Source organism: Brucella tritici, from assembly GCF_008932295.1.
Classification (GTDB): domain Bacteria; phylum Pseudomonadota; class Alphaproteobacteria; order Rhizobiales; family Rhizobiaceae; genus Brucella; species Brucella tritici.
In genome coordinates, this window is sequence record NZ_WBWA01000051.1 from 1 (window position 1) to 12726 (window position 12726).

Sequence of the window (12726 nt, forward strand, 5' to 3'; positions counted from 1 at the left end):
GAAGTCGGTATCTCGTCTACGCCAAGGTAGAACCGAATGTCATTCCATCGGTCTGCAACTTGACGGGTCCGCAATGGGAACAACCGGCTCCAGCGGTTAACCCGCGCCCTCTCTATGGCAGACCTCAAGGGGGCCACAGTCTGGGGGAAGATCGGTATGGAGTTCTGTGCGTCTGAGGTTTTCGTCCCCGGAGGTTGCAGCCACGGCTCCTTACCGTCTAGTCCAAATATCATGCGCTCTTCTAGCCGCAATGCCTCCTCCACTCGGAGACCGTTGAAGACGATAACGTCTATGAGGTCTGCAAAGAGAGGATCGGTGAAGAGTTCCCCGTCAATCGGATTGCGCAACGCCTGGACAACCTTAATGTGGTCATCTGGCCGGAGCCACCATTTTTCAATGCGTCTCTTGGCAACCTTCTGGATGGGTAGCTCAACGGTCGCAAGGGGAGGCTTACGCTTAAGCGCAACCTTGTTCACAATGGCCAATGCGCCCAGTGACTTATTGATCGTACCGGGAGCGTTCCCCTTTTCCCGGTGCGACCTTACCAGTTCGTCTATGTCCTCAGAGGTAATGTCATCGATATTGGATGCACCCCGCGCCTCCATGAAGTCCACCACTACGTTGATGGTGTACTTTACGGTGTCGTGGTAGCGTTTCCCCGCCCAGTGCGTATCAAGTGCTATCTGGGTGGCTTCCCGAAGAGTTCCGGGAACGCCCACCTTACGCTGTCTGTCTGAGGCGTATTGTCCATGTCTGGATGGATGGAGTAGGGGCTTGTCGCCCTCTTCTACGGGCCACTTACCAAAGGCATCAAGCGCCGCGTGGATTTCATTGTCCAACGCCTTCGCTTCACCGAACGTCTTTACATACCGTCTGATACGGCGAAAGCCCGGCAAGGCAGATGCCCGTTCTACCGTGACTAGGAACCTATTGCGTTCCTCTCGAATCCCCATGGTTAGTACCTCCTTGGAGGATATAGACAAGCTGATCCGCCAGAGCCTTCCCCTTCCGGGTAAGCTTTGCTGTACGCATACGACGGTTCAATGGGTAAATTTCTACTTGAATTAGTCCCAATCCTTCCTTGCCTTCCCGGTATGTATCACCGAGATACCTTAGGTGGGTAGACAGGGTGGTGGGTGTGATGGCCAGTTTGTCGGCAATCTCCTCAAGGGGTACGTCTCTCCCCCCTGCATCCTTTCCCCAGAGTATAACCCCCAAGAAAGAATTGAGTATCGAAACCGGAATAAACTGTGTCGGGTTGGTCTGTTCGGCTTGTACTCTTCGATTAGCCTGTAGATAGGCGTTTATCGACTTCTTCTCTTCTGTATTCATTTTCCTGTCCAGTGTCCCCATTGCTTCGCACTTCCACACTTAATGGAAGATCGAAGTTTTGCCAAGAGCCATCTGCCTTTGCCGCGTCACACCACGGCCTAAGGTCTATGCCTTGTCTCCACTCTTCTAGAAACTCTGCAATTTCATATGGTTGTAAAACGTCCAGTGCAAATCCTATTGCTTCATCTGCCGTTGGGTGTTGATATAACTCTCTCATTTTTGCCCTATTATTACCCAATTTATGTGCATATGCGTACAAAAAGGATTTACCGGATGGGTCACTGAAATGAAAGGGGCCGGTTGGCCCCTCTCACGTTTTATTACGAAAATGTTACAGGCTAACAACAGATAATTAGTTGTAGGTCCCTGTTTTATTTTCAAGCTCTTGGAACGAAAGCCCCTCAACCTCGGCCAATGTGGCCTCATCCGTGGGTTGCGTCCGGTACGTATGGTCCACCTCGGCCTGTGCAACCGAGCGTTTAAAGTTGCGCTCTTGGTCAAAGTCCATCCGGTCCACGTCAAGGAGCTTCGCGAGGACATCCATGCGGTAATCAGTGTCCGCCTCTACCTCAACCTCGTCGCCTTCCTCATCGAAGGCAATCCACCCAAGTTCACGAACGTCCATGATCTGAGGCTTGCGGATGCCATCCGGGAGATGCTGGCCAAGGCGTTGCTCAAACCATCCGGTGCGCTCGCCTAACAATGCCACCGCGTAGTTTTCTGCCCACAATGGGCGCTCGTCGGCAGATGTCATAACCTTGCCGGTCTGGCCGTCGATATGGAAACCACCTTCTTCGCCGTCCTTATGGATCAAGACTGCATTCTTCATTATTTTCTCCTGTCTACTCTGGGATGGAGACCGCATGTTCCTCTCAGTCTCCGCTTGATAATGACACTACGGCATTACCCATTGTGTGTCAATGCGTAGTGTTATGCAAAAAGAAAAGGCGACCTTAGCCGCCCTCACTGTCGAACCTTAGGACTTGCGAATAACGCGAACGCCCTTAGGGTCTTTGGAGACCGAAACGGTAAATTCTGGGATGTCCTTTACGCCCTGCTCTTGAAGCTTGGCGCGGAACTTGCTGATGGACGCATAGATGGTCTTGCCGCCAACATCTGGGATGAATACGGATGGCCAAGTGGCGCTGTCATCTGGGTTTGATGGCTTCGGAAAAGTTGCCCAGTCATATTTCTGGACGCCGCCGCCGCCCTTCTTCGGGACGATGCCGGTCTCTACCTTAAAGCTGCCCCATGTTCCTGCTGCTGCTGCCTTGGCCATGTCTTGACCCTCCTTGTTCTCCGCTTCAAGGGGCTTAAGGCTCCCCTTTAGGGCGGGATTAGTAGCATTTCCAAATGCATTATCCTTAGTCATTGTAGTTCAATCCTGTCAATCGCTTCAAGCGCGTTTCGTTGCGTGGTGATGGTTGATTTGTATCGCCCAAACGGCGGTATGCGGTTTCGGTACGAATCCGGTTGCTGAAACCTTGGGTTCCTTTTTGGATGTCGTAGTTACCTTGAATGGCCGCGCATACTGGCTCCACTTGGTTCTATTCCGTGCCGCCTGACTTATCTTCCCGATAATCAACCCGTTATCGTCCTTGGCGGTTACGTATGCTACCCCACAGCGCGGGGTCTCAAGGAAAGACCCTTTAACCCCATTGCTATGTAATAATCCTAGTGCAGTACGCACAGATTAGCCCCCTCAGTCTCCCTTTTCATTCTGCCTAGTGCCTGCTTTGCAGACTTCGCAAGGACCTGAATTGTGGTCCTAATAATTGTCTTCCCGGTATCTTCATCATGACTCATTAACCCGATGGTGAAGTGGCGTAAGTTCTGTTCCTGTTTCATGGTGTCTCCTAATAATAACCGTGTGCGTATGCGTAGCGTAGTCTCATAATAATAAGAACGATGACCATTCGACGTATGCCACTATGAAGCCCAGTAGTGCCCCGGCTTCTAGTCCTGTCCTTAGAATCTCTCTCATGTCTGCCCCCTCAATTGTGCTGTGATAGTCCGGTAAGTGCGGCCATTAGTGCCGCCGATGTCTTTGCGTCACCGACGCTAAGCCGCTGAATATAAAGCTTCCCTTTGTAGTCGATTGAACCGCTGAGATATGTACCGTTGCGGTTGTAATAGATGTCTGCTTCATGGGTTGACCCGCTGATGCTGTTTATTGAGGCATCCGGGAAACGTTCCTTATATTCCTTGATGACATCGGCCAGCATTCCGGCACGTTCGTTCTGACTAGCGAGCCTCGCTTTGATGCTCTCAATGCCCTCTTTTGAAACCTGAATAAGACGGCGCTGAATATCCCTACCTATGGCCGCAAGGTCGCGCTCTGGGTTAACTGTAATGTTAGGAAAAGACACGCGGTCGCTATGGTGGGCGAGCTTGTTATTGTCCCTGTGATACCCACGAATATGCACTTTCTTGTCCGCCTTATGGCTGAAACAAAGGGACGCTATGAGACCTTGGCCCAATATCAAGACAACGTTAGGATATAGGGTACCGGCTCCGTCTACCTCCACTTCGATGCCCATTTCGGCGGCTAGATCGCGTCCAAAGGTTTCGATGTCAAAGCGTAGGTGGTTGTGCTGGTCGCGGCTTTCATACTTAGACATGGTGTCTCTTCCTTATCGCTATTGTGTGCGTATGCGTAGAGTTGATTAACAGTGGTTCGCGGCAGGCAGTCCACTAAGTTCCGACAAGGCTGCAAGCACGATGCAAGCGCCAAGGTATTTTTGAATGTCTGTGATCGCTTCCGCGCCGCCTTCCTTAAGCCGCCCATAGACGGTAAAGAATGTCGCGTCTTTGCGTTCAATGCCGCCGATGGTGTAACCCTCGCCGTCAATCTGTTCCTCTATGCATCCGCCTAGCTCTAAGGCGTCATACTGTTCCCAGTCCGGTTCTTTGCCTTCGGTGCAGCAGTTAAATAATAAGCCTTCGGTTATCGTCATCATGCCCAGTTCCTTCCCTTTTTGATGTCCTTGATGTCTATTCCATAAGCCCTTGCGGCGGCTTCCTTTAGGTCTCTCATTGTGTCCCCGGTATCCCTGCCGAAGTAAGGTCCAATGCAGGCCCCCACGTCTCCCCTCACTAGGTATGGCCACCATCCTTCGGAGGAGTTGCCCCATATCTCTAGCCGGTGAGTTCCGTTCTTGATGAGGGAGGAGATTGTATGAAACTCGCCCTCATGCATCTCATAGTCACGCCAGGCGCTGCGCATGGTACTGTCCTTGTGTAGATGCGTAGCGTTCACGCATAGATAAGACCATCATCACCCACATAGAGGTCGATGTTACCGAATGCCTTAGAGGCTTTGTCTAAAATGGAGGCGTGGGGTTCCGGCCAGTCGCCATCCCAGAAGCCCGCGCCATGACCACACCGCGTCAACCAGAAGTCATGGCCCGCCATTGCAGCCTCGCGACCGGCAATAGGACCGCCGAAGTCAGACGCCAATGGAGCGCCAAGGCAGTGAACATGGGGATGATTTGCGTCATAGAAGGTATGGCAATCATTCTCCAGACGTTCCCGCGTTTCAGGCGCAAAGTCGCATATGTCATGCGTTGCATCTAACGGTGCATCGTCGCCCAGTGATGACCAGAGGGCAGCATTGAGAAAGCTTGCAATGAAGTTCCAAGGAGCGGCCATGATTACACCTGTCTGGCAATTTTAAGGAAGGCTTTGCGATATTCGACAGCAAGTCTGTATTCATCACATCTAACCTTATCCATTGTTTCACCGGCACCTGACCGTAGCCTTACCTCATACATTGTGCCTTGTTTTTCAAAGATGACGTAACGTCCGCCCTTACCTTCATAGATTTTCATGATGCTGCCTATCGATAGAGCGCAAACAGAAAAGCCCCTGTGTTTCCACAAGGGCCGGTGCATTCTGTGCTGAGAGTGATTGACTACTTAATCAGCGATATAAGCATGGGGATGCCAGCTAGGAGGATGCCCGTTGCCGTTGCGACGATGCCGCCCAGAACGATAATCGTTTGAAGCTTCGCCCGTTCAACAGCATTTTCAATGTCGTCTTTAGTGGCTACACGGTTCACAACATGGTCCCTTGTGGTTTCCGCTAAGGCCCGCGCAGTGGCGGACTTGAAGCCCTGCCGTTCTAACGCTGCCGCATACGCCATGCTATCAAATACTTGTGCCATTGTCATGCCCCCTTCTGGAATGCCTTGTAATCACTGGTGACACAGAATGAGAAACAGAAGCGGCCTATCTTAATGAACCTTAAGCCGCCAACCTTTACCGTGCTAACGTTGAACATTGTGTCACCTTGTTGTGTATATGCGTAGTGTTACGCTAAGGGTTTCGGCCATGCTTGGCCATCATCAGTAGGGGAGCATTACCCCTAGACCCTTCCCGTTCCACATCTTTGTATCTCCACGCACCTTGCAGTTCACCGGATTCCCGGCTGGCCTTTGGTTGGAACAGCGCCACCCCTCCTCGGGATGAGCGGCTGATGGCTCTTTATGCTTGGCGACCATCGCTTTACCGTGTCGAGACTGTTTGTGTCCGTCTCGATGATTGTCACTATACGGATATTTCGATTATGTGCAAGTGCGTAGAATGAAAAAAACACTGATTTTGAGAACTTTTTGTCTAACTCATTGAATTACCATCAATCTTTTTTCATCCCCTTGGCGTATCCCCTCGGCGGATAGGCAATAAGGCGGCAACTGGAAGCGAATTTAGACCGCAAGTCAGACGCAAATCACAGTCATTAAGAGAGCCTTAACGTTTGGCGCAAGGCCCCCCGCATGAGACCATAAAGCTACCGTCTATATAGAGACCCCATGAATGGTCATAGCGTGGCATAGTGTTAGTGCGCAAAGTGATTGGAAAGTGTCACTGATTCGATATAACGCATGACCCCTCGCATGTTATCGCTTCCAGCACGTTAGAGGAGGCCCGAATGTCTACCTGTGGCGGATGCACTAGATTCTTAATCTGGTACCAAACGTAAAGAAAACAATAGGTTAGCCGCCATGGTGGCCCGCCATGCCCCTTAAAGAGCCGCCACATACCCTATAGGATCGTCCAGCCGCCGCCTCTCCACCCCCAAGGGGGGAAGTCTATGCGCTGTCACGTAAACTCAGAGTGTCGAGTGGGCGACCCTTTTTAGCAATCCGGCAAGTCGGCGTTATGTGAAGCCTGTAAGAAACTTGTCGTAGACATAGAGGGGCAGAAGCTTGAGGTAGTAGGCGGAAGCAGACAGGTAGAACATGAGGTCTTGCATGAGGCTATTCCTTGAGTAGGAGGGATTATCATCTCCCCCTCCCATACTGTGAGGAACGGGAAGGGTAGACATTCAGTAGACTTAAGGAAGTAACAGGAAGTCAGTCACTTTAAGCACTAAGTAAAGTAACTTAAAGTTAGAGGGGAAGATGAGAGGAAGTCTCCCCCTCTACTGAGTGGTCTACTATATGCCAACTTAGGGGTCCCCCTAGAGAGCATACAAGTACGTGGGTATTATTCTTATTGTCGCCACATTTGCTTAACGCCTCGCGCCGCCTCCACGAAGTCCACCACGTAGCTTCTTTCGGGCAAAGGACGCCCTGGAGATGCGGTCAGTCTCCTTGAAGAGCTTTTCTAGCTCCTCCTCAATGCGCTTCTCCTCGGCCTTCTCTGCGCCTTCCTTGGCCATCAAACCAAGCTGCTCGGCGTAGAGCTTCACCAGTTCGGCAAACCCTTCGATACGATCATCATGGGAAAGGCATTTAGGCTCTCTCGTGATGCGCGTAAGCTGGTACATGAGGCTATAGCGGTCGCTAAGATCGCCGCCGCCTTGTGCCGCTCTGGAGTTGGCCACGCGGTAGTCATCTAGGAGGAGTTCCTTGGACATTACGATGCGATGATTATTCAAAGCGCCTTCCAAGGCTGAGATGATGCGTAGCTCTTTCTGCTGCCTCTGCGCCCTCTCGGTGATGATTTCGGTAGACTTCCGGTTCTCACCAAAGGGGCGCGGCTGCTGCTTGTCCTTAGCCTCCCATGCCTCTTTCAGGTACGGCTTGAGAAGCTGCGCGAACATTCCTTGACCAAAGTTATCTTCCACCCTCACGGACTGGACATTGTATTCCACCAAGAGGTTAGCGATTTCCTTCAAGGTGGTTTCACTATGACCATCCAACCAACCGGCCTGCTTCAAGACAAACACCGTGGAATGTAGGAGCGCACCAATGGTTAGCGTCGTCTCGTCCTTACCTTCGCCGGATGGATCGATAGTGGCCTTAATGGACTGATACTTCGAATAGGTCTCAGAGACACTGGCAGGTCCGTACACGCGGTCTCCATCAAGGGCGATGGTCTGCACGTCCTTAAGGGCGAGATGGTCACCAGTGCCCCACGCAACCAAGTCAGGGGCCGTTCTACGGTCGAGCGACATCACAATCAGGTTGGAAAGCCTCAGGGGGTACTTGTCGATGTCGGCAAGAGAGGTATCCAACATATACTGGAGGGCAAAGCCAGCCTTACCCCACGATAGTTCACGCTGCGCAAGGTCCTCATCGCTAAAGCGTGTCGGCTCGGTAGACGAACCGGCTAGGGTAGGATCATTCTCCAGCTTCCAGATGATATACCGTGCGAGACGGTGCCCGTAGGCTCTCCGCTGCTTACCATTAGGGAAACGTGCTGGCCAAATCTTGATGACGAAACCACGTTCCTTCTCAAGGATATTGTAGATGGAGGATTCCGTCTGAGGAGTACCTAGAAAGATGATCTGGCCTCCCGGCTTGATGATCGCGTCAAACTCTCGGACAGAATCCGCAACCTTCTCGCGGCCTTCGGGAGTCATGGAGTTAGTATTCGTCTCCACGTCATCCCCGATGATAAGGTCACCGCGAAAGCCGACGATCTGGGCCGTAATGCCCACCGCAAAGACACTAGGCGTCTGGTCTGGACGTGCTGGTCCAACGTCGAACGCTTGGCCGGATTGCCTCTGGTTGGGCTTCGGTCGGAGATGCTGCAAGATGGGCATCTCGGCAATGAGATTCAGACACCAGTTCACGAATGCGGCTGCACGGCGTACCGAACCGGATGCAACTAGAACCTTGCGCTGTGGGTCTCGGAGGAGGGTCCAAAGGACGTATGCCCCGGTGATCCAGCTTTTCGCCATGCCTCGGAAGGCCATGATGATAAGGTGGTCAATCTCACCGCTCCATTCGTGGTGCTGCATATAGTACGCAACGTCCAACTGGAGGGGAGTCGGGTCCGGGAGCTTCAAGTGCCGCCACAGGAGCGTCAAGAATACCCGGAAGTCGTCAAGCACAGGGTCGCCATACTTGATCTGGTTGAAGGGGATTACCTTGGGGGAGGGTGTGTGTTTGCGGGGCCTCTTGGGCTGTTTGCCGGGGTCAACCAGCTTAAGCTTAGGCTCACCCATTATACGTAGACGATAACCGTCTTCTCTACGGGCTTCACTTCGCGGACTTCCACATCCTCCATACCTTGGTCCTGATACTCAGTCGCTCCACGTGACCATGTGATTTCCCAGAAGGTTCCATCGCGGGTATCTTTCCACACTTGGCGATAGAACTTGGACCATCGGCTATCCCCGGTGATTTCATCTTCCGTTACAGCCTCGAAGAACTCTGAGTCCTCGTGGTCTTCACAGACAATCAACTTTGCTATTTCACTGTCCATCAGTGTGCCACCTTCACCAAGTTACGTTGCGGTACGATCGTGTGATAGTCCGGTGAGTTCTTCCGGCTAAGTCGTACCATCTTCGGGGAGAAGCTATGGACGTAGTAAGGACCCTTAAGTCCCCCGTATCGTCCGCCCACTCCATGAACTACTCTATCCCCAACCTTGAGTTCCTGTCCTAAATAGTCCGTCAAATCGCTACCTCAATTCCTGCCTGTCGGCCTGCCCAAATAAGGGCGGTTACTAATGCGGCCTGTCCGATGATCTTGAGGAACCACGTCCACCAATCACTACGGCTCTCCTCGGCCTTCTCTTCTTTGTCTCTTAAGGCTGTCTCAATGAGTCCAAGCCTACGGTTAATTTCTTTCTGCTGCTGCCTCACCAATGCAAGGCCCGTATGCAGTTCTCGAAGAAACTCTTCGTTCTCTGCCATTAGCGTCCTACCATTCGGAAGAACCACGCCACTAATCCAACGCGGGTTTCCTTCACCTCCAATTCTTCTGGAGGTAAGGCGTTAAGTTCCTTCTGGATGCTATCCAATCGTCTTATCGTGGTTCTGTGCTGTCTGTGGAGGGTCCTTAGGTAATCAGCGCAAAGACTACCTAAGTGTCCGCCTCTATTCGTACTCTGGCTTGCTGAAAGCAGGGAGTTCTGCCTTGGGCCTGTTCTCGCCACCTCTCGCTCCTTCTTCCGGGTCACCTAGTACCATACCGTTGTCCTTAAGCATCTGCCTGAATGTGTTCTTTTCGGCAGGCGTTGCGTATCCACCTTTGACTGCTCGGTATAGGTCGATGAAGAGGAGCTTTCGCCCCTCCTTCATGATGTCTTCTAGGCTGAGTTCTTCTAGGGCATCGTCTTCGTCAACACCCCTATTGTGACCGGCTCGTGGAGGGGCTTCGTCATCTCGGACATTACCGGACTGCCCATAAAGAGCGCCCAAGTCCTCTTCGTCGTTCTCGTAGTCGCGTCTCACTGCATCCACCAATAATCAATGTCCTCTGGGGTGAGGTCGAACATGGCTCCCAGAATGTCTACCCAAGGGTTAGTACGTTCGAAGTAAGAACCGCGTTCAAAGTAATCCAATGCTTCCTCCCGCAAGTCACGGTCAGAGATTAGTTCGATCTTCGCTATAAGGTCCTCTGCGTAGATACCTTCTGGGACACTTTCCGTCCGTACCCTGCGCAACGCTGCACGGAACTCCACTGAAGTCTTAGAAGGCATCTCAGCGCGGAGTTGTTCGGGGGTAGGTGGCGGGGGTGAAACGTATTCGGCAATCGCGCCATACTTGCCCGCCAAGGCGTCCTTCCAGAGTACCTTGCCGTATTCCACATCATAGTTCTCTGCAATGCAGATAGGCACAGGACCGTATTCTTCCGTAACGATCTCACCACCAAGGCGAGTATGGTGTGCGTCCAGCCACTTAAGGTATAGGACCTCTACAAGCGTCATTATCCAATCCTTTGAAATACAGTTGTTCCGGCGTCACCATCGGACGTTGCTTTGGTAAGGCCACAGGCCCGCCACGTTCCCCAACCGACTGCGGGGAAGTTGTCATCGTTGCCACGAGCATTCGACCATCGGGCTTGATCGCCCCCAATTACCGAGTGGATACCAGCCGCGCCCGCATCTCGACGTAGGAAAGCGTAGCCGCCAATCGGTACAACTTCGGACAGCATATAGTCACGGGTCCGCCAGAAGCCTCTATCGGTACCGTAGTCGTTCGCCCGCGTTTCAATCTGATTGAGGATACCATTCAGGTCCCACCCACCCAGAGTTGCAGCGTTAGGGTTCGATGGTCCCTGCGGCCCCTGAGGACCTACTGCACCCTGAGGGCCTTGGATACCAGTTGGCCCGCGAGGACCTTCCGGCCCTGCCACGCCCTGAGGACCTTGGATACCCCTGAGGGTGAAACGAACCGTCCAAGTCTCACCGTCCGTCTTTTCGTATGCCGTTCGGTCTTGGTCATCCCTGAACGCCCAGTCACCAATCTTTCCCATCTCGGCAGTCGGGACAGCGTTCACAAAGTAGACGTATGATCCTGCTGGACCCACCGCGCCCTCTGGGCCAGAAGGACCCGTAACGCCCTGCGGACCACGGACACCCTGCAATCCGGGTTCGCCCTGTGGACCTTGGGGGCCAGTTTCGCCGGTTACACCCTGTGGACCTTGAGGACCTTCCGGCCCCTCAGGACCCATCTCACCTTGCGGACCTTGGATACCCTGCGGGCCTTGAGGACCTTGGATACCCTGAGGACCACGACCGAAAGGAACGCCATCCGACCAAGTGCCAATCTCGTTGGAGAGTTTCCAGTAAACGATACCTCTCTGGGTATCCAAGAAGGAGAAGCCTTGCCGCTCGGCGTTATAGGCATCACGGTCCACGGTGAGGCCCTGTGCGTCAGGCTGGAAGGCAGGACCGACCGGCCCCATATCACCCTGTGGACCTTGCGGACCCATCAAGCCCTGCGGCCCCTGTGGGCCTGAGACACCGGGGATACCCTGCGGACCCTGAGGCCCGACGATGCCTATTGGTCCCTGAGGGCCTACTGGACCTTTCTCACCAGTTGGACCCTGTGGACCTTCCGGACCTTGGATACCATCTGGACCTTGAACGCCCTGCGGACCCTGAGGACCACGCGGACCAGTTGGACCGGCTGGACCCTCTGGGCCTTGGTTACCTGTGGGGCCTTTGTCGCCCGGAGGGCCGGGGACGCCACCTTGCTCCACGAAGTCTTTCCAAGACGCCTCCACGGTGCTTAGGCGATTACCGTAGGTGTCTAGCTGGATGCGGCGCTCGTACTCTGCGTCAAGGTTCTCTTGGCCAATATACAGCAACCGAATGTTATTATCGTTGACCATCGGGTAGTCGAACGATGCTGCACCGCGAAGTTCGCCGTTAAGGGCTGGAGGCGTGGATCGCTTAGCGCGGGTCTTTACGCCTACCGGAAAATTCTCCTTGGCTTTAATGAGGGAGTCATTCACCCACTCCCAGAGGTAGGTACTTACTTGCTTGTCATCTACCGTAACGGACACATGGTCCTTTTCGAGATACGGGAAATTTACAGCAATAGTTTCCCCAGGCCGGATCGCTCCAACCTCGTTATAGCTATATGCCAATTGTATTCCTTGTGATTACTGCGGGGAGAGAGCGTCTAGGATGGCTCGTGCGCCGTTGCTCTCGCTCTTATCCCCGTTACGATTCTTGACGAATGCGCCAAGAGCTTCCCTTTGCCGCGCCTTCATGTACGCCTGCAATTCCGGGTTCTCTTGAAGGAGGGCCTTTCTGGCCATCGTTCTATATCGCTGCACTACTCTTCCAAGTGCATTGAGCCGCGTTCCGGTAACATCTGAGTCACCGTCTGACATGTTCTGATAGTCTTTCGACTTAATGGTGCGCTCTAGTTCCTGTCTCAGTGATCGATGTTTCGGTATCTGTCCGCTGAGTTCTTGGAACCTGTCATACGCATTCTGTCCAGACTTCAATGTTATGTCTCGGAGGTCTAGTCCTTCAAACTGTGTCGAGGGTTTTGAAATACCCTTACCAGTCTCTAAAATGATGCGGTTATGTTCTGCCTCAACGATGTCCGCTTCCATGGACCCCGTAAAGGCTGCTGGACGTTCCACCGGCTCACCCAACCAAGTATACCTTTTTGGAAGTTTCTCACTGAGTCCCGGAAGTCCTGACATGATGCTATCCACAAAGCCTCTTGCCTCACGGATATAAGGGTCAGGGTTGGTAC

16 protein-coding genes and 1 pseudogene are annotated in these 12726 nt (G+C 53.0%); all 17 read right to left on the reverse strand.

Translation table 11 applies throughout. The features are described from left to right. Window positions 1–953, reverse strand: a 953-nt coding sequence (locus F9K91_RS24850; protein WP_151679000.1) for a hypothetical protein, incomplete at its 3' end; no start/stop codon positions are given. Continuing rightward, the gene (locus F9K91_RS26105; RefSeq protein WP_167522283.1) at window positions 928–1332 is read right to left on the reverse strand and encodes a helix-turn-helix domain-containing protein; all 405 of its coding nucleotides are present in this window, start codon (window positions 1330–1332) and stop codon (window positions 928–930) included. The genes F9K91_RS26105 and F9K91_RS24850, both read right to left, overlap by 26 nt. A gap of 352 nt (window positions 1333–1684) precedes the next feature. Further along, window positions 1685–2161, reverse strand: coding sequence for a hypothetical protein (locus F9K91_RS24860; RefSeq protein WP_151679002.1), 477 nt, complete (start codon window positions 2159–2161; stop codon window positions 1685–1687). A gap of 147 nt (window positions 2162–2308) precedes the next feature. Continuing rightward, window positions 2309–2611, reverse strand: a complete 303-nt coding sequence (locus F9K91_RS24865) for a hypothetical protein (RefSeq protein ID WP_151679003.1) — start codon at window positions 2609–2611, stop codon at window positions 2309–2311. A 715-nt stretch (window positions 2612–3326) separates the two neighbouring features. After that, the gene (locus F9K91_RS24870; RefSeq protein ID WP_151679004.1) at window positions 3327–3953 is read right to left on the reverse strand and encodes a hypothetical protein; all 627 of its coding nucleotides are present in this window, start codon (window positions 3951–3953) and stop codon (window positions 3327–3329) included. Window positions 3954–3998: 45 nt separating this feature from the next. Next, entirely contained in the window at window positions 3999–4292 is a 294-nt protein-coding gene (locus tag F9K91_RS24875) for a hypothetical protein (RefSeq protein ID WP_151679005.1), read from the reverse strand. After that, window positions 4289–4558 carry a hypothetical protein gene (locus tag F9K91_RS24880; protein WP_151679006.1) on the reverse strand — a complete coding sequence of 90 codons (270 nt, stop codon included), beginning with the start codon at window positions 4556–4558 and terminating at the stop codon, window positions 4289–4291. Before F9K91_RS24880 ends, F9K91_RS24875 begins: the two co-directional genes overlap by 4 nt. A 29-nt stretch (window positions 4559–4587) precedes the next feature. Next, a complete protein-coding gene (locus F9K91_RS24885; protein WP_151679007.1) occupies window positions 4588–4983 on the reverse strand; it encodes a hypothetical protein in 396 nt (131 codons plus the stop codon). Window positions 4984–4985: 2 nt separating this feature from the next. Then, window positions 4986–5162 (reverse strand): hypothetical protein, encoded by a 177-nt coding sequence (locus tag F9K91_RS26110; RefSeq protein WP_167522284.1) that lies wholly within the window; start codon window positions 5160–5162, stop codon window positions 4986–4988. Window positions 5163–5245: 83 nt separating this feature from the next. Continuing rightward, window positions 5246–5497, reverse strand: a complete 252-nt coding sequence (locus tag F9K91_RS24890; protein ID WP_151679008.1) for a hypothetical protein — start codon at window positions 5495–5497, stop codon at window positions 5246–5248. Between the two features lie 1346 nt (window positions 5498–6843). After that, a complete protein-coding gene (gene terL, locus F9K91_RS24895) occupies window positions 6844–8727 on the reverse strand; it encodes a phage terminase large subunit (protein WP_151679009.1) in 1884 nt (627 codons plus the stop codon). After that, window positions 8727–8987, reverse strand: coding sequence for a hypothetical protein (locus F9K91_RS24900; protein ID WP_151679010.1), 261 nt, complete (start codon window positions 8985–8987; stop codon window positions 8727–8729). Before F9K91_RS24900 ends, terL begins: the two co-directional genes overlap by 1 nt. Window positions 8988–9177: 190 nt before the next feature. Further along, complete coding sequence (locus tag F9K91_RS24905) at window positions 9178–9420, reverse strand: hypothetical protein (RefSeq protein WP_151679011.1); 243 nt, start codon at window positions 9418–9420, stop codon at window positions 9178–9180. A gap of 183 nt (window positions 9421–9603) precedes the next feature. After that, entirely contained in the window at window positions 9604–9960 is a 357-nt protein-coding gene (locus F9K91_RS24910; RefSeq protein ID WP_151679012.1) for a hypothetical protein, read from the reverse strand. Then, window positions 9957–10436, reverse strand: coding sequence for a hypothetical protein (locus tag F9K91_RS24915; protein ID WP_151679013.1), 480 nt, complete (start codon window positions 10434–10436; stop codon window positions 9957–9959). The genes F9K91_RS24910 and F9K91_RS24915 overlap by 4 nt, the downstream gene beginning before the upstream one ends. Then, window positions 10436–11968: a collagen-like domain-containing protein gene (locus tag F9K91_RS26630; RefSeq protein ID WP_151679014.1), complete on the reverse strand. Its 1533-nt coding sequence runs from the start codon at window positions 11966–11968 to the stop codon at window positions 10436–10438. The genes F9K91_RS24915 and F9K91_RS26630 overlap by 1 nt, the downstream gene beginning before the upstream one ends. Before the next feature lie 150 nt (window positions 11969–12118). Further along, window positions 12119–12726, reverse strand: a pseudogene (locus tag F9K91_RS24925) (hypothetical protein); the annotation flags it as partial.

What these genes read in the sequence shown, in the direction of transcription:
- F9K91_RS26105 (WP_167522283.1), bottom strand. Translation starts at nt 1,332, where the DNA reads ATGAATACAGAAGAGAAGAAGTCGATAAACGCCTATCTACAGGCTAAT.
- F9K91_RS24860 (WP_151679002.1), bottom strand. Translation starts at nt 2,161, where the DNA reads ATGAAGAATGCAGTCTTGATCCATAAGGACGGCGAAGAAGGTGGTTTC.
- F9K91_RS24865 (WP_151679003.1), bottom strand. Translation starts at nt 2,611, where the DNA reads ATGGCCAAGGCAGCAGCAGCAGGAACATGGGGCAGCTTTAAGGTAGAG.
- F9K91_RS24870 (WP_151679004.1), bottom strand. Translation starts at nt 3,953, where the DNA reads ATGTCTAAGTATGAAAGCCGCGACCAGCACAACCACCTACGCTTTGAC.
- F9K91_RS24875 (WP_151679005.1), bottom strand. Translation starts at nt 4,292, where the DNA reads ATGATGACGATAACCGAAGGCTTATTATTTAACTGCTGCACCGAAGGC.
- F9K91_RS24880 (WP_151679006.1), bottom strand. Translation starts at nt 4,558, where the DNA reads ATGCGCAGCGCCTGGCGTGACTATGAGATGCATGAGGGCGAGTTTCAT.
- F9K91_RS24885 (WP_151679007.1), bottom strand. Translation starts at nt 4,983, where the DNA reads ATGGCCGCTCCTTGGAACTTCATTGCAAGCTTTCTCAATGCTGCCCTC.
- F9K91_RS26110 (WP_167522284.1), bottom strand. Translation starts at nt 5,162, where the DNA reads ATGAAAATCTATGAAGGTAAGGGCGGACGTTACGTCATCTTTGAAAAA.
- F9K91_RS24890 (WP_151679008.1), bottom strand. Translation starts at nt 5,497, where the DNA reads ATGGCACAAGTATTTGATAGCATGGCGTATGCGGCAGCGTTAGAACGG.
- terL (WP_151679009.1), bottom strand. Translation starts at nt 8,727, where the DNA reads ATGGGTGAGCCTAAGCTTAAGCTGGTTGACCCCGGCAAACAGCCCAAG.
- F9K91_RS24900 (WP_151679010.1), bottom strand. Translation starts at nt 8,987, where the DNA reads ATGGACAGTGAAATAGCAAAGTTGATTGTCTGTGAAGACCACGAGGAC.
- F9K91_RS24905 (WP_151679011.1), bottom strand. Translation starts at nt 9,420, where the DNA reads ATGGCAGAGAACGAAGAGTTTCTTCGAGAACTGCATACGGGCCTTGCA.
- F9K91_RS24915 (WP_151679013.1), bottom strand. Translation starts at nt 10,436, where the DNA reads ATGACGCTTGTAGAGGTCCTATACCTTAAGTGGCTGGACGCACACCAT.